The sequence below is a fragment of the Synechococcus sp. H55.8 genome (assembly GCF_047462375.1).
GTDB lineage: Bacteria > Cyanobacteriota > Cyanobacteriia > Thermostichales > Thermostichaceae > Thermostichus.
Genome location: NZ_JANSJC010000011.1, coordinates 65,203 through 84,108, shown reverse-complemented (window position 1 = coordinate 84,108; position 18,906 = coordinate 65,203). Strand labels below are relative to the sequence as shown.

17 protein-coding genes, 1 tRNA gene and 1 other RNA gene are annotated in these 18,906 nt (G+C 59.5%); 9 read left to right on the top strand and 10 right to left on the bottom strand.

The window, feature by feature from the left end; all coding sequences use genetic code 11:
- Positions 1-215 precede the first annotated feature (215 nt).
- From NW862_RS06650 to NW862_RS06640, 3 genes are all read right to left on the bottom strand, one after another.
- A complete protein-coding gene (locus tag NW862_RS06650) occupies positions 216-821 on the bottom strand; it encodes a (2Fe-2S) ferredoxin domain-containing protein (protein WP_414427035.1) in 606 nt (201 codons plus the stop codon).
- Entirely contained in the window at positions 805-1,077 is a 273-nt protein-coding gene (locus NW862_RS06645) for an Asr1405/Asl0597 family protein (RefSeq protein WP_414338703.1), read from the bottom strand. The genes NW862_RS06650 and NW862_RS06645 overlap by 17 nt, the downstream gene beginning before the upstream one ends.
- Positions 1,078-1,216: 139 nt before the next feature.
- A complete protein-coding gene (locus tag NW862_RS06640) occupies positions 1,217-1,768 on the bottom strand; it encodes a Dps family protein (RefSeq protein WP_414427034.1) in 552 nt (183 codons plus the stop codon).
- A 240-nt stretch (positions 1,769-2,008) separates the two neighbouring features.
- On the opposite strand from NW862_RS06640, the gene NW862_RS06635 reads away from it, so the two are divergent.
- Positions 2,009-3,232, top strand: a complete 1,224-nt coding sequence (locus NW862_RS06635) for a YcjF family protein (RefSeq protein WP_414427033.1) — start codon at positions 2,009-2,011, stop codon at positions 3,230-3,232.
- On the opposite strand, the gene NW862_RS06630 is transcribed toward NW862_RS06635, so the two are convergent.
- Complete coding sequence (locus NW862_RS06630) at positions 3,225-4,223, bottom strand: glycosyltransferase family 2 protein (RefSeq protein ID WP_414335137.1); 999 nt, start codon at positions 4,221-4,223, stop codon at positions 3,225-3,227. The two genes, NW862_RS06635 and NW862_RS06630, sit on opposite strands and share 8 nt — an antisense overlap.
- Before the next feature lie 49 nt (positions 4,224-4,272).
- Positions 4,273-5,163 (bottom strand): Hsp33 family molecular chaperone HslO, encoded by an 891-nt coding sequence (gene hslO / locus NW862_RS06625; protein ID WP_414335144.1) that lies wholly within the window; start codon positions 5,161-5,163, stop codon positions 4,273-4,275.
- Positions 5,164-5,499: 336 nt separating this feature from the next.
- Between hslO and NW862_RS06620 the strand changes: the two genes are divergently transcribed.
- From NW862_RS06620 to NW862_RS06605, 4 genes are all read left to right on the top strand, one after another.
- Positions 5,500-5,985: an allophycocyanin gene (locus NW862_RS06620; RefSeq protein WP_414331342.1), complete on the top strand. Its 486-nt coding sequence runs from the start codon at positions 5,500-5,502 to the stop codon at positions 5,983-5,985.
- A 60-nt stretch (positions 5,986-6,045) separates the two neighbouring features.
- A complete protein-coding gene (gene apcB, locus NW862_RS06615; protein WP_414335138.1) occupies positions 6,046-6,531 on the top strand; it encodes an allophycocyanin subunit beta in 486 nt (161 codons plus the stop codon).
- Between the two features lie 167 nt (positions 6,532-6,698).
- Entirely contained in the window at positions 6,699-6,902 is a 204-nt protein-coding gene (locus tag NW862_RS06610) for a phycobilisome linker polypeptide (RefSeq protein WP_011433055.1), read from the top strand.
- 129 nt (positions 6,903-7,031) lie between these two features.
- Positions 7,032-8,060 carry an ABC transporter ATP-binding protein gene (locus tag NW862_RS06605; protein ID WP_414335139.1) on the top strand — a complete coding sequence of 343 codons (1,029 nt, stop codon included), beginning with the start codon at positions 7,032-7,034 and terminating at the stop codon, positions 8,058-8,060.
- A gap of 85 nt (positions 8,061-8,145) precedes the next feature.
- Here NW862_RS06605 and NW862_RS06600 read toward each other — a convergent pair whose 3' ends face one another.
- Both NW862_RS06600 and NW862_RS06595 read right to left on the bottom strand, forming a co-directional pair.
- Positions 8,146-9,786: a 2-isopropylmalate synthase gene (locus NW862_RS06600; protein ID WP_414335140.1), complete on the bottom strand. Its 1,641-nt coding sequence runs from the start codon at positions 9,784-9,786 to the stop codon at positions 8,146-8,148.
- 45 nt (positions 9,787-9,831) lie between these two features.
- A complete protein-coding gene (locus NW862_RS06595) occupies positions 9,832-10,755 on the bottom strand; it encodes an arylamine N-acetyltransferase family protein (protein ID WP_414349040.1) in 924 nt (307 codons plus the stop codon).
- 271 nt (positions 10,756-11,026) lie between these two features.
- Between NW862_RS06595 and NW862_RS06590 the strand changes: the two genes are divergently transcribed.
- Together NW862_RS06590 and NW862_RS06585 are read left to right on the top strand one after the other, a co-directional pair.
- A complete protein-coding gene (locus NW862_RS06590) occupies positions 11,027-13,165 on the top strand; it encodes a polyribonucleotide nucleotidyltransferase (protein ID WP_414335142.1) in 2,139 nt (712 codons plus the stop codon).
- Positions 13,166-13,336: 171 nt separating this feature from the next.
- On the top strand, positions 13,337-15,355 hold the full coding sequence (locus NW862_RS06585) for a CHASE2 domain-containing protein (protein WP_414335143.1): 2,019 nt from the start codon (positions 13,337-13,339) through the stop codon (positions 15,353-15,355).
- 313 nt (positions 15,356-15,668) lie between these two features.
- On the opposite strand, the gene NW862_RS06580 is transcribed toward NW862_RS06585, so the two are convergent.
- Both NW862_RS06580 and ilvA read right to left on the bottom strand, forming a co-directional pair.
- Positions 15,669-15,890 (bottom strand): high light inducible protein, encoded by a 222-nt coding sequence (locus NW862_RS06580; RefSeq protein ID WP_414334922.1) that lies wholly within the window; start codon positions 15,888-15,890, stop codon positions 15,669-15,671.
- A 113-nt stretch (positions 15,891-16,003) separates the two neighbouring features.
- The gene (gene ilvA / locus NW862_RS06575; RefSeq protein ID WP_414334923.1) at positions 16,004-17,515 is read right to left on the bottom strand and encodes a threonine ammonia-lyase, biosynthetic; all 1,512 of its coding nucleotides are present in this window, start codon (positions 17,513-17,515) and stop codon (positions 16,004-16,006) included.
- 126 nt (positions 17,516-17,641) lie between these two features.
- Here ilvA and NW862_RS06570 point away from each other — a divergent pair, with 126 nt between their 5' ends.
- Positions 17,642-18,124, top strand: coding sequence for a pyridoxamine 5'-phosphate oxidase family protein (locus NW862_RS06570; RefSeq protein ID WP_414334924.1), 483 nt, complete (start codon positions 17,642-17,644; stop codon positions 18,122-18,124).
- Positions 18,125-18,231: 107 nt separating this feature from the next.
- On the opposite strand, the gene NW862_RS06565 is transcribed toward NW862_RS06570, so the two are convergent.
- Positions 18,232-18,303 (bottom strand) — tRNA-Lys (locus tag NW862_RS06565).
- A 100-nt stretch (positions 18,304-18,403) separates the two neighbouring features.
- Between NW862_RS06565 and ssrA the strand changes: the two genes are divergently transcribed.
- Positions 18,404-18,805: a transfer-messenger RNA gene (gene ssrA / locus NW862_RS06560) on the top strand.
- The last annotated feature ends 101 nt before the right edge of the window (positions 18,806-18,906 follow it).

Below are 18,906 nucleotides of genomic sequence, written 5' to 3'. Positions count from 1 at the left end.
GCAACCGGGGCTGGGAACCAGCCTCGTGAGTCTTGGATGCTTCAGCTCTACTTCAGAGACCCGGTACACGGGATCCACGGAGCAACTGGGGCAGAGGAAGAGACAAAAATCTCACCGTAAAGCGGATGGGGAAACCCCACCCGCCTGCGCGGTGGGGTAGTTCATGCGAAAAGTCAAGGGAAATCCGCTCGCCCGTGGGGGGATCAGCATGAGCGTCAGGAGGAAGCCGCCGTCTCAACCTGCTGTACCTGCAACGAAGCAATCGGAAAATGCCGCTCCAACAAAGCCGGGATCCCTTGCGGAGAAACGCCGCTGTAGCGAGCCTTGTCGGGCAGGAACACCACGTTCGGCCCCCGTTTGCAGTCCTTCATGCAGCCCACTCCCTGCACCCGAATGGTCTCCGGGTAGGCTGCCAAGTGTGCCTGCAGAGCCTGTATCACCGCCATCGCCCCCCGCCGACAGCAATCAGACTTCTGACAGACCAAGACGACCCCTTTCCTCGCTTCCTCCGATCCGGGAGCGGCCTTCGGGGAAGACATGGCTGCTACCGGGGAAGCCTGGACAGGAACCACGTGGCAGAGCACCCATTTCTCCCGCCCCTTGAGCAGATCCACTTCCCGCTCCCCCGCAATCTGCACCCTATCTCCAGGTTTGAGGCTGCGGTAGAGCTCAGAGCGCAGCGGCTTGGGGATCTTGCCGGCAAACACTTCCGCTCCGGCCTGCCAGCGCAAGTACTTGAGCTTGCCATCCTTATCGGGAAGAAATCCCAGGAACTGACCTTCTGACTCGAACGGGATCCTTTGCTTAGCCAACTTGCTCATCTTGTCCCCCAGGCTCGGTGTTGAGCTGCCAACACGTCTCTAGGCTGTCCAATAACTCCTGCCGCCGCGCTGTGTATTGGCGGATCACGCTGCGCACCTGCAACAGGGCCAGAGGCGTGTCCACCTGCACCTGCAAATGGCCATCTCCCGTACAAACTGCCGGGATCCCCAACTCCAGCAGCCGCCGCCCAATGCGCCAGCGTTCCCCTAAGGGGATCTGCAAACAATAGCTGCCCTCAAAAGATACAGGGTTCATGGCTAGGAGCAAAACCTCGGCAAATAAATCTAAACCCAATCGGGCAGTAATGATATGAATTTTCAACAAATGCTTACAAAAATAAGCCCTCAGGTTTAAGGACAGGCCACCTGGCCGGCGAACCTGCCCCAGATCCTGACTAGGCTCTGCCGTCCATCAAGCCAAACACTAGGCTGTCGTTGGCCAGGAAGTGGTTGAGGTGGAAGGCCCGGTCTTCCGTCTTGAGCAGAATCTGCTCGTAGAGGTAGCGGGTGGCGCGATCCCCTAGGCTTTCCGCTTGGGCGGCTTGGCGCCGCAGCAAATCGATGATGGCCTGCTCTGCCGCCAGGTCATTTTGCAACATTTGCCGCGCCTCAAAAGCGCCATCCGGCTCAGGGGTAAAGCAGCAGAGGCGGGCCAAGGTGCTGAAGGTGGCTACCGGCACACCCCCCAGACCTTCGAGGCGTTCTCCCAGGTCGTGGACATGTTCCCTCACCTGCTCGTAGTGATCCTTGAACAATTGGTGTAGCGGGTAGAACTCGGTGCCCTCTACTACGAAGTGATGCTTCTGGTACTGCAAGTACAGCCCTTGGAAGCTGGCCAGAAGGGCGTTCATCCCCTCGCAGATCGGCTGGGTCACCTCCAGGCCGAGGGAGACAGGGTTGTTGCGCACGCTGTTGAAGGACTGGCGCAAGGTTGAGGTTTCAGACATAGGGCAAGGTTCTCCGAAGTAAGAGAGCTAATTGTCCAGCCTACTCGAGTGGACAGATCCAGGGTTTCTTGGGGCTATCCTCACCCCAGCATAGTCTAACTCAACAGTTCTTGTGAATAGCTCTCAACAAAGTGCTTGTTGCAGCAGAACCGGTGGGCTGGTCAGAGAGTAGCCGCATCTTCCCGATTTACACTGGACTGGGAGCGTTAGCCCAGTTGATCCCGTACCTGGAGATGGAGCATGTCGCAAACGGAGCCAGAAAGCCACTCCTGGATAGAAAAACTGATTCGCCTAACCCATCAAACAGTTGCGCGGGCTGGGGGGAAACCGCAGGAACCTTGGGATTGGGCCAGCCACCTGTTCAAAGAGAGCCTGCTGGAAGCAGAGGCAGAAATGGGCCACTGTAATGTCCTGGTGATTGGCAAAAGTGGGGTGGGCAAAAGCACCTTGGTCAACGCGGTGTTTAAAGATGAGCTGGCCCGCACTGGTGTTGGCAGCCCTGTTACCCGCCACATTCGCCAATATTCCAAGCAAGGCTGCCCAATCACCATCTACGATACACCTGGCATGGAATTGGCGGGAGACCAGAATATCCAGATCCGCCTCGAGGTGTCCCAACTGATCGACGAGCTGCGCCTCAAGGATCCCGAACATCACATTCACATTGTTTGGTATTGCATCCACCACGAGCTGAAGCGGCTGGAGGAAACCGAGCGCAAGTGGCTAAAGGATTTGGAACTCAAAGATGTGCCGGTCATCTTAGTCTTGACCCAATGCCTGGAATATCCCAATCCCGAAGAGAGCGAGTTTTTTCAGTACTTGCAGCGCCAAAATCTCCCTGTTCGCTACATTGTTCCTCTTTTGGCTAAGGACAAGGCTATTAACCGACACCTCACCATCCCCGCCCACGGGCTAGAGCACCTAATCGGCTGCACCTCGGAGCTGCTGCCAGAGGTAGCCCGCCTTGCCTTTATCCGCCAGCAATTGCTGCGGGTGGATCTCAAGGCCGATGCTGCTTTTAAGTATGTATCGGGCTATGTGGCCAGCGCAGCGTTCATCGGCGCCGCACCTCTTCCTTTTGCCGATGCCCCTCTACTGGCAGCAGCACAAGTGGGCATGATTGCCAATATCAGCTTTATCTTTGGCTATAAAGCCTCCCCTTCTTTTTACTACTCTTTGATGGCGGCTTTGGCGGGAATTGGGGGCGCAGTAGTCACTGGGCGGGCCATTGTCTCAAACCTGCTGAAGTTGATCCCCGGCGTGGGATCCCTGGCAGGCGGCATCATCCAGTCCACCACAGCGGCTACCCTGACCCTTTCCCTTGGCCTGGCCTATATCGAGCTGATGAAGGCCATCGCCCGCGCCGAAATCCAAGGGATCCAGCTTTCCCAGGCCCAGATGCAGGAGATCTTTGTGCGCGAGTACCGAGAATATGCCGCTTCGGGACGCAAAACCCTCAAATAGGAGTGGACATTGGATCTGATTCTGGAGCAGGGGAAGGCTGCAGGGTCTCGAACCCAAAGGTGCCTTGGACTAGGTAGAGTGGCCGGCCTTTCACTTCTTCAAAAATGCGGCCCAGATACTCTCCAATCACGCCCAGGCTAATCAACTGGATCCCGCCCAAAAACAAGGTCATCACCGCCAAAGAGGCGTAGCCGGGCACGTCGGAGCCAAACAGCAAAGTACGAATGACGAGGAAAAGGCCATACAGCAGAGCCGCCAGCGAGATCGCCAAGCCCAGATAGCTCCACACCCGCAAGGGCCAAGAGCTAAAAGAGGTGATGCCTTCTATGGCTAGGTTCCACAGCCGCCAGTAGTTCCACTGGGTTTTGCCGCGAAAACGGGGGGCACGGTCGTAAAAAATGGCCACCTGCCGGTAGCCTACCCAGGCAAAGATCCCTTTCATAAAGCGAGTGCGCTCCCGCAGTTGCTTGATGGCGTCTACCACCTGCCGATCCAACAGCCGAAAATCTCCTGTATTGCGCGGGATCCGCACCTGGCTGAGCTGGTCAATGACCCAATAAAACCCGTTGGCGGTGAAGCGTTTTAGCCAGCTTTCCCCTTGGCGGCTGCGGCGCACGGCACACACCACCTGGTAGCCCTGCCGCCACTGCTGCAGCATTTCCGGGATCAGCTCTGGGGGATCCTGCAGGTCGGCGTCGATGGGGACAACGGCTCTGCCCGCAGCGTAGTCCAAGCCGGCGGTAAGGGCAATTTCCTTGCCAAAACAGCGGGAGAGGTTCACCACCTTGATGCGGGGATCCTGGCGATGGAAGGCAATAAGCTTTTCCAGCGTGTCGTCCTGGCTGCCGTCGTTGACACAGATGATCTCGTAGGGGATCCCCAATGGATCCAAGGTTAGGCGCAGGCGCTCGAACAGGTGATCCAGGTTCTCCGCCTCATTTTTGCAGGGGATGACAACCGAGAGCTCAGGGGCAGCAGTCTCAGAGGACATAGAAGAGCAGGGATCCCGTACCTGGCGATTATTCTGCCATCACGGGGTGCTATGGGTTTGCCGACATCTCCGCCACAATTGAGCGCAGCTCATCCTCCGAGATGCGGTAGACCTCGTTGCAGAACTGGCAAACCGCCTCTGCTCCCTTGTCGGTACGGATCATGTCGATGAGCTCGTCCCGCCCCAACATGCGCAGCGCCCCCTTCACCCGGTCGGAATTGCACTTGCAATAGAAGCGGATGGCGCGCATTTCCGGCGCGATCTTGAGATCCAAGTCGCCCAAGCAAATTTGCAACAGCTCCCGCAAACCGCCACCACAAGCCAGCATCGGGCTAAATTCCTCCACCTTGGCCAAACGGGCCTCCATTTCCGGGATCAGGCTGGCCGGCGCCCCTGGCATCAGTTGCAACAACACTCCACCGGCAGCCCGCACCCGCTGCGAATCGAGGTTGACCCCCAAAAGGACTGCCGAAGGGATCTGCTCTGAGGAGGAGAGGTAGTAGCTGATATCGTCTCCCACCTCTCCCGAAACCAGCTCCACCGCGCTGGTGTAAGGCTGGCCGTACCCCAAGTCCCGCAGCACATGGAGGTAGCCATAGCGCCCAACAGCTTGGCCCACATCCAACTTGCTCTCAGGGGTGAGGGGAAGCTCGATGGCCGGGTTGCTCACATAGCCGCGTACCGTGCCGTCCAAGCCGGCATCCACCCAGATGTTGCCCAAGGGGCCATTCCCTTTCAGTTGCAGGTTAATCCGCGCCTGGCGTCGCTTTAGGTTGGCCGCCAGCAACAGGGCTGCGTTCATGGCCCGCCCCAGGGCCACCGTCGCCACATAGGAAAGCTTGTGCCGCTCCCGGGCCTCTTGCACCGCCTGGGTAGACACCAAGCCCACCACCCGAATCTTGCCCTCCGCCGCCGTGGCCCGGATCAGGTGATCCGGCAGAGATGAGGGAGCAGCCTCAGAAGGATCCTGAGAACCTTTCGCTCGCTTCAATCGTTCTGACCCAGAGGCATCCGTCATCGCAACCTCAACGCATGTCCTAAAGCAAGCCTGCAGGGATCCCCTGGCGACTTAACTTTCACCCTCGATTGTAACCCCTCTCTTGCCGGACTTGGGGGAGAGCACTCTCCTGTTGGGGTGGGCATGAGACCGTCCCTTTTCTGGGAGAGACTTTAAGAAGTGTGAAGATCTGAGATGGTAGACGGCAAGCATATCGGAAAATAGCTTGCGGGTATGCTCGTCATACTCTTTAAAAAATCGACTTGAGGATGGATATCCATGAGTGTTGTTACGAAATCGATTGTGAACGCGGACGCGGAGGCCCGCTACCTCAGCCCGGGGGAACTGGATCGAATCAAGTCCTTTGTTGCCTCGGGTGAGAAGCGGTTGCGCATTGCTCAAGTCTTAACCGAGTCTCGTGAGCGCATCGTCAAACAAGCTGCCGACCAACTCTTCCAGAAGCGCCCTGACATCGTCTCCCCAGGTGGCAATGCTTACGGAGAGGAGATGACGGCGACTTGCCTGCGGGATATGGACTACTACCTGCGCCTGATCACCTACGGTGTCATTGCCGGCGACGTCACCCCCATCGAAGAGATCGGTCTGGTGGGTGTCCGCGAGATGTACAACTCTTTGGGCACACCCATTCCGGCGGTGGCCGAGAGCATTCGTCAAATGAAGCAGGTGGCCATGGGTCTGCTCTCTCCCGACGATGCGGCTGAAGCCGGCTACTACTTCGACTTTGTGGTGGGGGCAATGAGCTAGTCCCTCATTGTTTTTGCTGCACAACCGTTTGCTGTTCACCGACTTGATAGGAAGCTCATCATGCAAGACGCGATTACCGCTGTGATCAACAGCTACGATGTCCAAGGCAAGTATCTGGACAACTCGGCCATGGAGAAGCTGAAAGCTTTCTTCGCCACGGGCGAGTTGCGGGTGCGGGCGGCTGCCACCATCGCGGCCAATGCCTCCACCATCGTCAAGGATGCGGCTGCCAAGGCCTTGCTGTACTCTGATCTCACCCGTCCCGGTGGCAACATGTACACCACCCGTCGCTATGCCGCTTGCATTCGCGACATGGACTACTACCTGCGCTACGCCACCTACGCCATGCTGGCCGGGGATCCCTCCATTCTCGATGAGCGGGTGCTGAACGGGCTCAAGGAGACCTACAATTCGCTGGGAGTGCCCATTGGGGCCACCATCCAGGCCATCCAAGCCATGAAAGAGGTAACAGCCGCTCTGGTGGGTGCTGATGCCGGCAAGGAAATGGGTGTGTATTTCGATTACATCTGCTCTGGTCTGAGCTAGCTACCAGCGCCATTGCTTCGGCGTAAGGTTCATTGTCCAACGAGCACGACGGGCGACTTGCCGCAGGGATCTGGTGTGCTGATGGGGGTACGCGAGCTTTCTGAGGTAGGTCGCCTGTTTTGCTGGTCAAGACGGCCCATTTCGTTGTTGAGCGGGGATCCCATATCATGCGCATGTTTAAGATCACGGCCTGTGTGCCCAGCCAAACCCGGATTCGCACCCAGCGGGAGCTGCAAAACACCTACTTCACAAAGCTGGTGCCCTACGAAAACTGGTTTCGGGAGCAGCAGCGCATCCAGAAATCGGGTGGCCGTATCCTGAAGGTAGAGCTGGCCACGGGCAAGCCTGGGATGGACGTAGGACTGCTGTAGTTTCCCTATCCCTTTGTTTCTTTCCCTCAGATACTGAGAATAGCCCTCTCCAGATCCGGTATGCCCAGCTCCAAAAGATGTGCCCTTGGGGCTGGGGTGGCGGATCTGGTTGTTTCATGGGAGGGATAGATGTTGCCTCATGTGCCGGCCCGGCTGGAACCGATCATCGCTGCTTACAACCTGAGCAAGGTTTACCCGGTGGCCATCAAGGAGCCGGGAGTGGTGGGCACCCTGCGCCACTTCTTTCGCCGCACCTACCGCTACATCCCGGCAGTGCAGTCCATCAGCTTTCAGGTTCAGCCGGGGGAGGTGGTGGGGTTCTTGGGGCCGAACGGAGCAGGCAAGACCACCACCCTCAAGATGTTGACCGGCTTGATCTATCCTTCTGGGGGCACGCTGCAGGTGGTCGGCCACGTGCCCTACCGGCGCGAGCCATCTTTTTTGCGGCAGATCACCCTGGTGATGGGGCAGAAGCAGCAGCTCATCTGGGATCTGCCGGCGATAGACTCTCTGCGGATTAACGCCGCCGTTTACGAGATCCCGGAGAAGGAGTTTCGCGAACGGGTGGGGGAGCTGGCGGAGCTGCTCAACTTGGCAGGCAAGCTGAAGCAGCCGGTGCGCAAGCTTTCCCTAGGGGAGCGGATGAAGGCGGAGCTGTTGGCGGCCCTGGTGCACCGCCCGCAGATCTTGTTTTTGGATGAGCCCACCTTGGGGTTGGATGTCAACGCCCAGGTCAGTGTGCGGCAATTTTTGCGGGATTACAACCGCCGCTACGGGGCGACGGTATTGTTGACCAGCCATTATATGGCCGATATCACCGCGCTGTGCCAACGGGTGTTGGTCATCAACGCGGGGCGGCTCATCTACGATGGTGACCTGGAGGCGCTGCTGGAGCGCTTTGCCCCCTACCGAGAAGTCAAGTTGGAATTGGCCCGTCCTTGCTCTGTTGCCCAACTGCAGCGTTATGGGGAGGTGCGCAGCGAGGGGGATCCCGACGGCTGCGAGGCGCGGCTGTGGGTGCAGCGGGAGCAGCTTACCCAGACGGTGGCCCAGTTGTTGGCGGAGCTGGAGGTGTTGGATCTAACAATAACAGATCCGCCCATCGAGGAAGTGATCGGGCGGGTGTTTGCGGATGGGATCCCTTTGGCCAGCCCATAACAGTGTTGAGTTGCTTGGATGGCTATAAAGGATCCCGTCTCGCCGCGCAAACCGCTTGGCTGGATACGGGATTGCCACCCTCCCATCAGATTTTTTGAGTAGCGGCCTCCCGCTGTTCAGGGGTAGAGCGCGCCGCGTGCAGGGCAAAGTAGAGCTTATTGAGGGCATTCATGTAGGCTTGGGCCGAAGCGACAATGATGTCGGTGTTGGCGGCATGGCCGGAGAAGATGCGGTCTTCGTGGCGCAGGCGGATGGTCACTTCCCCGATGGCGTCGATGCCGGCGGTAACCGATTGGACGGAAAACTCGATCAGCCTGTTGGGGATGTTGACAATGCGGTTGATGGCCTTGTACACCGCATCCACCGGGCCTGTGCCTACGGCCGCATCTACCCGCTCTTCCCCCTCAGGAGTGATCAGGCGCACCGTGGCGGTGGGAGCCTCGCGGTTGCCGCACACCACTTGCACATGCTCTAGACGGTAGAGTTCGGGCACCGAGCGAGTTTCGTCGTTAACAATTGCTTCCAGATCCAGATCGGAGATTTCTTTTTTCTTGTCGGCCAGCTCTTTGAAGCGCAAGAAGGCTTTGTTCAAATCCTGCTCCGACAGCTCGAACCCCAGTTCTTTCAAGCGAGTGCGGAAGGCATTACGGCCCGAGTGCTTGCCCAACACCAAGGTGCTCGATTGCAGGCCGATGGTCTGGGCGTCCATGATCTCGTAGGTCTGGCGGTTTTTGAGCATGCCGTCCTGGTGGATGCCCGATTCGTGGGCAAAGGCGTTGGAGCCGACGATGGCCTTGTTGGGCTGCACCAGCAGGCCGGTGAGGTTGGAGACCAGACGGGAGGTGCGGTAGATCTCCTGCGTTTTGATGTGGGTGAGGGGCTTCTCGGAGTCTACGGGCAGGCCGAAGTAGGGGTTGAAGTAGCTGCGCCGCACGTGCAGGGCCATCACCAATTCTTCCAGCGCCGTGTTGCCGGCCCGCTCGCCAATGCCGTTGACCGTCACTTCCACCTGACGTGCGCCTTGCTTAATCGCTTCCAGGAAGTTGGCCACCGAGACGCCCAAGTCGTCGTGCCCGTGCACAGAAAGGATCGCTTGCTTGATGTTGGGCACGTTCTCGCGGATGCCCTTGATCAGTTGGCCGAACTCCTCCGGCATGACGTAGCCGACGGTGTCGGGGATGTTGATGGTTTTGGCTCCCGCCCGAATGGCTGCCTCGATCACCTGGTACAGAAACTCCGGATCGGAGCGGGTGGCGTCCATCATGGAAAACTCCACATCCTCCACGAAGGACTTGGCATAAGCCACCATCTCTTCGGCAATTTGCAGCACTTCGGCGCGGGTCTTGCGCAACTGGTACTTGAGGTGAATGTCGGAGGTGGAGATGAAGGTGTGAATGCGCGGCTTGGCGGCAGGCTTGAGGGCTTCGGCGGCTGCCTCAATATCCGGCTTGAGGGCGCGGGCCAGGCTGCAAATCACAGGGCCATCGGGGGTGCCCACCTGTTCGGCCACCTTCTGCACCGCCTCGAAATCGCCAGGGCTGGCATAGGCAAACCCCGCTTCGATGATGTCCACTCCCAGCCGGGCCAGTTGCCGGGCAATGGCCAGCTTTTCTTCGGTGTTGAGGGTGGCGCCGGGGCACTGCTCCCCGTCGCGCAGGGTGGTGTCGAAAATGAGCACGTGATCGAGGGCTTGGCCATCAAATGCAGCGACCGCGGCAGCATCCATAACGGTTACTGGGATAACGAAACATTGCCAACCTTTATTCTGACATTAGTTGGCAGGGGTTCTGACCCTGCTGGGGGGAGATTGGGGTGGTCTCTGTTGGAATGCCGGTTGGCTTGGGTCTTGCAATTTTTCTCCTGGGATCCCCGGCGGCAGGCGGATCCCGAAGGCGCAAGCCAGCAGGTGTTCGTATTCTTTCTCGTCCTTGAGGGGGCGTTCCCGGCGGCCTTCTGGGGTGGTCTCGATCCATTTAAAGAGGGAGCCATCGGCGCGGGCGGTGAGGGTGATCCGTCCGCTGGGGGTGGCCAGGCTGCACAGGCGCAGGCGGGTAAACCTGGATGCCGGCGACGTTTGGTGGAAGCGGCACATGGGCTCGAACTCCTGCAGTTGGCGCGGGATCCGATCCAGCAGGAAGAGGGTTTTCCAGGTGCGATCCGGTCGTTCCTGTTGAACCAGCCAGTAGCGTGCGGGAGCTGCGGGCCAGGGGGTGAGGCGGTAGCGCCCTTCCGCCTGGGCTTGGATGCTGGGATCCCCCAACCGCAACGGCTCCCGAAAGGCATCTCCATAGCCCACATCTGCCAGCCATGTTTCATCGCCGCAGCTCACCTGCAGGGCCAGATGGTCGCATTCGGGGCCAAAGCAGCCATCAGTCCGAGTAGCGTGAACGGCCCGGCTCACCTGTCCCGAGAGCAGATGGACCGAAAACCCCATCCCCTGCAGAGCAGCGGCCAGCAGGCTGTTCAGTTCAAAGCAAAAGCCGCCCCGCCGCTCGCGGACGATTTTTTGGAACAAGAAATCCCGCTCCAGGCGAATGGGGCGACCCCAGTGAATATCCAGATTTTCAAACGGCACCCGCAGCAGGTGGGCCAGGTGGATTTGGCGTAGGGTTTGCGGGGTGGGCTGGGTGGGGCCGACGTAGCCAATGCGCTCCAGGTAGGCCCTGATTTGGGCAGGCGTCAGCGGCTCTAGCATCAGCACGGGAACCCGTTGGGTTGGCGGCAAGCGAGCATCTGGCCTACCCTAGCCTTACCGCAGCTCCCCGACCAGAGCCAGAAGAACAGTTTTACCCCTGCTGCAAGACGGGCAATTTTTTCGCTCTCAGCCTCGATTTTGTAGCCGCCGACACCCCCCTATCGGCAGAAGATGAAGTCGTATTGATACCGCCGGTCAGCAGGGGCTGAACAGGAAGAATAAAGGGAGAATGCTACGATAACGTCAAGAAAAAAAGAAGGCGAAGCGTTACATGGCAGAATACACTCGGTCGATTTCCTTTTACGGGCGGGAAATTGACATCAATATCGGGCTGATGGCTCCCCAGGCAGGGTGTGGGGTCTGGCTGACTTCGGGCGAAACTTCGATTCTGGTCACAGCCACCCGGCAGGCGGGGCGGCCTGGTGTCGATTTCATGCCCCTGTTGGTCGATTATGAAGAGCGCCTCTACGCCGCCGGACGGATCCCGGGGGGATACTTGCGGCGGGAAGGTCGGCCACCGGAACGGGCCACTCTGATCTCTCGTCTCATAGACCGACCCATTCGTCCGTTGTTCCCGGAATGGCTGCGGGACGACGTGCAGGTGGTGGCCACCACCCTCTCGGTGGACGATGCAGTGCCGCCCGATGTGCTCTGCATTTTGGGAGCCTCGTTGGCGATTCACGGCGCTCGCATCCCCTTCAACGGACCGGTGGCGGCAGTGCGGGTGGGCTTGGTCAAGGATGAATTTATCCTTAACCCCACCTATGCCGAAATTGAGGCCGGCGACCTGGATCTGGTGGTGGCCGGCTGTGCCGATGGCGTGATCATGGTGGAAGCGGGGGCCAACCAACTGCCGGAGAAGGACATAGTGGAGGCCATCGAGTTTGGTTTTGAGGCCATTCAAGAGCTGCTCAAGGCCCAACAGCAAGTCTTCGCAGATCTCAACATCACTCCTGTAGAGCTGCCCCCTCCCCCTGTCAATGAGGAGCTGGTTGCCTTTGTGGCAGAGCAGGCTCAGGAGGGCATTCGCTCTATCCTCAGGCAGTTCCTGGACAAGACCAGCCGCGAGCAGCAACTGGAGGCGATCAAGGCTAAGCTAGAGGCCCAAATCCAAGCGCGGCCAGAGGGGGATCCCTTGCGGCTTTATCTGCTGGAAAACCCCAAAGAATTGGACAATCAGTTTAAGGCCCTCACCAAGAAGCTGATGCGCCAGCAGATCCTGCGGGAGGGGGTGCGGGTGGATGGGCGCAAGCTGGACGAGGTGCGACCGGTCTCTTGCCGGGTGGGTTTGATCCCGCGGGTGCACGGCAGCGCTCTGTTCAACCGCGGCCTCACCCAAGTCCTTTCCATCACCACCCTCGGCACTCCCGGCGATGCCCAGGAGCTGGACGACTTGCACCCGGTGGATGAAAAGCGCTATATGCACCACTACAATTTTCCGGGCTTTTCGGTGGGGGAAACGCGGCCCTCGCGCTCGCCGGGACGACGGGAGATCGGCCATGGGGCGCTGGCCGAGCGGGCCTTGGTGCCGGTGCTGCCCAGGGAAGAGGAGTTTCCCTATGTGGTGCGGGTGGTGTCGGAGGTGCTTTCTTCCAACGGCTCTACCTCAATGGGATCCGTCTGCGGCTCTACTCTGTCCCTGATGGACGCGGGGGTGCCGATCAAAGCGCCAGTCAGCGGGGTAGCCATGGGCCTGATCAAGGAGGGGGATGAGGTGCGCATCCTCACCGACATCCAGGGCATCGAGGACTTTCTGGGCGACATGGACTTCAAGGTGGCCGGCACACGGGCCGGGATCACCGCTTTGCAGATGGACATGAAAATCACCGGCATCACCGTGGATGTGGTGGAGAAAGCCATCCAGCAGGCCAAGGCCGGGCGGGAGTTTATCCTCGACAAGATGCTGGAGGTCATCCCTGCCCCTCGACCCCAGTTGGCCAAAACAGCCCCCCGTCTGCTCACGTTCAAGGTGGATCCCGAGGATATCGGCAAGATCATCGGCCCTGGTGGCAAGACGGTGCGCGGCATCACGGAAGCGACAGGTGCCAAGGTGGACATCAGCGACGATGGCACGATCACCGTGTCCTCCTCGGTGGGCAGCCAGGCGGAAGCGGCGCGGGCGATGATCGAAAACCTGGTGCGGCGGGTGGAAGAGGGGCAGGTGTACCTGGGCAAGGTGACCCGCATCATCCCCATCGGCGCCTTTGTGGAGTTCTTGCCGGGCAAAGAAGGCATGATCCACATTTCGCAACTGGCGGAGTACCGCGTCACCCGGGTAGAAGATGAGGTTGCTGTGGAGGATGAGGTGGTGGTCAAGGTGCGCAGCATCGATCACAAAGGCCGCATCAACCTCACCCGTCTTGGCATCAGCCCTGAGGAAGCCGCGCGGGTGCGCAACCATCACCCCTGAAGCTGCGGTTTCCCCCCAGCAACTGGGATCCCCTCGACAGCCAGAATGGCAGAGAAAGCTCCCTCTTGCTTGCTCGCGTCTGCAGTGCCGTTCGCTCCTGACTTTCTCACGGCTCAAGATCCTGTTTCTCAAGCTCGGCCGTCGCCCTCGCGGCGGAGGCTGGGTTGGGCCTTGGCTTGGGGCTTGGGGTGGGCCACCCTGCTCAACCTTTCTGCCCAGCATCCGTTGTTGCTGCGGCTGGAGAGCGACTCCCAGGAATGGCTCTACGCCCACCGCGGCCCTCAGCAACCTTCTCCAAAAGTGGTGATCGTCGGCATCGATGGCCGCATCGATGGGCAGGGAGAAAATGGTGATGGCCAGCACAATGTTGACTTTCTCCTGGAACGGGCGAACTACGCCGGCCTGACCTTGCGCCTGCTGGAAGAGGCCGAGGCCAGGGTGGTGGTGCTGAACCTGCCCAGCAGCTTTGTGGTGCCCCAAAACCTGGGCAACGAAAACCTGGATGCCCCCTTGCGGCAGGTGGTGCAGCGCTACCCGGATCGCTTGGTTTTGGCCACCCGCAGCAGCGAGAGCTTTGGCCGGGCCGAGATCAACATCTACAACCACTTCTTGCCCTTTTCGTCCTTGCGACTGGAGTATTTGGTGCCGCCAGAGCACGTGCAAGGGGTGGTGCAATACCAAGTCGATGGGGCCGGGATCCTGCGCCAGGCCCAGTTGCGAGGGCTCTACCTGCGCCGCGACAGCCAAGAGGAGCAGATGTTTGCCTCTGTGGAAGCGCTGGCTTTTGCCAAGTACGACCCGGAGCGGGCCAGCCGCTGGTTTCGCCAGCGGGGTTTGCAGCCAGTTCAATTCAACCCCCTCGGATCCCAGCACAGCATCCCCATCATTCCCATCGAGCAGATCTGTCCGCCGGTGATCCCCCAGACGGGATCCGGCTCCCCGACGCTCAGCCCCGGCCAAGCCTGCCGCGGCCAGGAAGGGATCCCTCCCCTCAACCCCAAAGTTGCCGACCAATTGCGGGACAAAATTGTCCTGGTGGGCTTTGTGGGCGGCTACCCAGAGACCTTCCCGGTGCGAACGGCGGATGGATCCCAGATTGCGGCAGTGGAGCTGCAGGCGCAAATCTTGTCCAGCCTGCTCACCGGAGACGTGTACCACTCCCTGCCGTCAGGGCTGGCAGGCGGGGTGGTCTTGCTGCTGGGAGCAGGGACGGGACTGCTCTTGGTACTTTATCGCCCCTCCCTGCGACTGAACCATTGGGACTGGCAACAACAGGGGTTTCTCCTGCGGCCCCTGGTGGGGCTGGCCGTTTACGAAGGGTGGGCTGTGGCCCAGTTTCTGCTGTGGCGTTGGGTTTGGCCTTTCGTTTTGCCGGCCTTGGCCAGTGGGTTAACAGGGGTGAGCCTGCTGCTCACTCTGGTCATTGTGGAGAACCAGGAGCGGCTTTTGGCTCAACAACAAGAATTGGAGCGCTTGCGCCGAGCCGAACAGGAGGCCGCCGTCGACCAGGCCCGCAAGCTGCTCTACCGAGTAGCCACCGACATTCACGATCGCGAGCTGCAGGAGCTGAAGGTGGTGATGGACGACCTGGAGAGCCTGCAATGGCAACAGCAGCAGGGGAAAGACTCTGACCCCGCCATCTACGATCGCCTGCTGGAACAACTGGAGAGGATCGGGCGGGGCATTCGCGAGCAGCTCAACGACGTGCGCACCCTGGCCACCAAGCTGCATATCTCCCCCAGCTTGCGGGAAGGCTTGCACCGGGGCATCGACACCTATCTGGACGAGCTGATTCAGACGGGCAGCCTGACCTTGTCCGTAGAGCGCCACCTGCAACCTCTGCAGGAGCCCAACACCAGCGAGTGGTTCGACCAACGGGAGGACATCTTGCGTTTTTTGCGCGAGGCCATCGGCAATGTCATCGCCCACGTACAGCCCCCCAAAGGCAGTGCTTCTTTCGTCAGGGTGTCGCTGGCACAAACGGAGCGACATTGTTGCCTATCGGTAGTCAATGACGGCGTTGAATACGCTCCCAGCCCTGGTGGCGGCTACGGCAGCAAGGCCATGAATACCATCGCCCGCTATCTACCCAAGGGATCCTGGCACCGCACCCAGACCCCAGAAGGCCATACCCACGTCGAGCTGCACTGGGAAATGCCCAGCCTTTATAGTCGTTTTAAACAAGATTAAGACACTTTGCCGCCAGCCCAAGCGCTCCGCGCCGCTCACGCGACCACCCCCAGCCCCTCTCCCAGAGGCACCCTCACCCCCAGCCCCTCTCCCAGAGGGAGAGGGGAGTTAGAGCGGTACCTGCGCGACAGCGTTGCGGAACAATAACGACGTAGAGAAACGTTTCATTGCTATTTGACAATGACTGCAACCTCAGAGATCTCGCCTGCAAGTAGAAAAAAAGACCCTGGCCAGGGGCCAGGGTTGCTAGGCCAGCTCAGCGCTAGACTCAACTAGCAAGGGGCTTGTTCAGGCAAAGAATAGCTCTCCTGCCCTACTGCCCTAGGGATTGTAACCAGCCGATCAGGGTAGAGCCGGACAGAGATTCAAACAGGATCAGGGCAACAAAGCCGATCATCGCCAAACGCCCGTTCAGTCGCTCTGCATACTCGGTAAAGCCCACCCGCGGAGTGGTGTCCACATACATTTCCGGCTCGATAGCATAATTGTTTAGGCGGCCGCCTTCTTCAACAACGACGGAGCGATATCGGCTCATAGGGTTCTCCTTGTTTCTTCCTTACCTAGTTTAGCTCGTTTTGCATAGGATTGTAAAGTTTTGTTTACGACTTTGTGGATGCCCGGCACCCTGAGCTTCCCGACAAAGGCCGACTAGGCGAGGAACAACTTGTAGGCGGGGTTGTGGCTCTCGTCCCAGTAGCGATAGCTCAACGTATCCAGAAAACGCTGCCACTCGGGCATTTCGCAGGTGGGCACCTGCATGCCGATGAGAACGCGACCGTAGTCGGCGCCGTTGTTGCGGTAGTGAAACAGGCTGATGTTCCAATTGGGGCTCATGCAAGACAAGAACTTCAGCAAAGCTCCGGGCCGTTCGGGGAACTCGAAGCGGTAGAGCAGCTCATTTTCCGCCAGCAGAGAGCGCCCGCCCACCATGTGGCGCAGGTGCAACTTGGCCAGCTCATCGTCGGTGAGATCCAAGGTCTTGAAGCCGGCCCGCTCCAGATCCAGAGCCACCGCTTGGGCATCGGCCCGATCCCGCACCTGCAGCCCGACAAAGATATGGGCTTCTTGCTCGTCGGCGATGCGGTAGTTAAACTCGGTGAGGTTGCGCTGGCCAATGTGGGCACAGAACCGGCGCAGGCTGCCGCGTCGTTCCGGAATGGTGACGGCAAAAATGGCTTCCCGCTGTTCGCCGATTTCGGCCCGTTCGGCCACAAAGCGCAGGCGGTCGAAGTTCATGTTCGCCCCACAAGCGACCGCCAGCAAAGTCTGTCCTTGGATGCCGGTGCGGCTCACATAGGCTTTGAGGCCGGCAATGGCCAGAGCTCCGGCAGGCTCCAAAATGGAGCGGGTATCTTCAAAGACATCCTTGATGGCGGCACAGGTGTCGTCGGTAGTCACCAGGAGGATCTCGTCCACGTACTGCTGACAGAGGCGGAAGGTCTCTTCCCCCACTTCCCGCACTGCCACTCCATCGGCAAACAGACCTACTTGGGATAGGCGCACCCGCCGGCCTGCCTGGAGAGACCGGTACATGGCATCGGAGTCCACCGGTTCTACACCGATGATCTTGATTTCGGGGCGCAAGCGCTTAACGTAGGCGGCAATGCCCGCGATCAGGCCGCCCCCGCCAACAGCGACGAAGATGGCGTGGATGGGCTGTTGGTACTGGCGCAGGATTTCCATGCCGATGGTACCCTGGCCGGCGATCACCAGGGGATCGTCGAATGGATGGATGAAGGTCAAACCTTTCTCGGCTTCCAGTTGCCGCGCGTGAGCGTAGGCATCGTCAAAGGTATCTCCGTACAAGACCACTTCTGCGCCCCGCGCCCGCACGGCATCCACCTTCACTTGAGGGGTGGTGACGGGCATGACGATGATGGCCCGAGTGCCCAGCCGCTGTGCTGCCAGGGCCACTCCTTGGGCGTGGTTGCCTGCGGAGGCCGCGATCACCCCTTGCGCCAGTTGCTCCGGGGGCAAGTGGGCCATCTTGTTGTAAGCCCCGCGCAGCTTGAAGGAGAAAACCGGCTGCATGTCTTCCCGTTTCAGCCAGACCGGGTTGTTCAGGCGGCGGGAGAGGTTAAAAGCCGGCTCCAGGGGGGTTTCTTGGGCCACGTCGTAAACGCGAGCTGTAAGGATCTGAACGAGATAATCACAATCCATCGGGATGTATCGATAGGGTCGAAAACGGTCGCTCCCGGCGGGCTAAGAGCTATTATCCCAGGGATCTATCCCTTCTCCAGCAAGGGGGGCTTGGGCATAATAACAAAGGCCATGGGAGAAGAAGCGATGTCGGCGCAGGAAAAGTTGAAGGCGCTGTTGGAGAGCCAGCCGGTGGCCTGCTTGGGGGTGCTGGAGCAGGGATCCCCGGCAGTGTCGCTGGTGCCCTTTGTGGTGCAACGGGATCCCTTGCGTTTTGCCATTGTCATTAGCGATCTTTCTTCCCACACCCAGGCTTTGCGGGCGGATCCCCGCGCCAGCTTGCTCATCCACGAGCCGCCCACGCCGGTGGATCCCCGCAGCAACCACGCTTTGCCGCGGGTGATGGTGAGCGGAGAAGCCCGGTTCCTCAGCCGCGCGGAGGCCCAAGCCTGGGGGTTTGAGGCCCTTTATCGTGCCAAGTACGAGATTGCCGAGATGATCCTGGGCCTGGCGGATTTTCACTTCTGCCAGATCACCCCCACCGGCGGCAGCTTCATTCAGGGGTTTGGCCAAGCCTTCCGGCTGAGCGGCCCCAACCTGGATCAACTGGAGCATCTCGGCCGCACCTAGGCGCAAGAACATGGCCTTCCGACCGGCAACCGACGACAGGGAGGGCGGATAAACCGTTGCCGCGCCAGTTTCCAGGTCGCGCTGCTACTTGCAAGTGACCGAAGACATGGGTCGGCAGGGATTCGAACCCTGGGCCAATCGGTTAAAAGCCGAGTGCTCTACCGCTGAGCTACCGACCCAAGTTTGCAGCTTTGTCATACTAGCAAAACTTCTGTCACACTAGCAAAGGTTCTGGCCGTATCCCTAAAAATCTTGCTATGCTGAACTTAGACCAACCCTGGGGCTGTAACGGTTTCGACGGGGTGGCGAACATGGGTTCATGATACAGGTCGGGATTGAGCTTATCCCGTTATCACCAGGCTCAAACCAGTACGTGCGAACAACGTCGTACCCTTTGCTCGTAAAGCAGCTGCTCTGGCTGCCTAAGGCTCAGTAACCGAAAACTGACTCTGAGCTCGAGGATCTGCTCACGACCCCGTTAAGTGGGCGGATCACAACCCCAACGGGTGCAGCTCTCTGCTCTGGCTCCGTCGAGGGAGAGACCAAGATTAGGCGGAGAAATCCCATCGCCGGGATCCAAACGGCGATCCCCGCCTCGAGGGTCAAAGAGGCTAAGCCTGTGAATGAGTGATCCCTTAGTACCCATCTCGGACACGGGTTCGACTCCCGTCAGCTCCATCCTCAGGTGCCCTAGGCCCAGAAGGTTGCTGGAGGGCTTTTGGGCGTCCATGAAAGTCCGGCAAGATCCAATGCCATGCCAAGGTGGGGCCTGGCGCTCACCG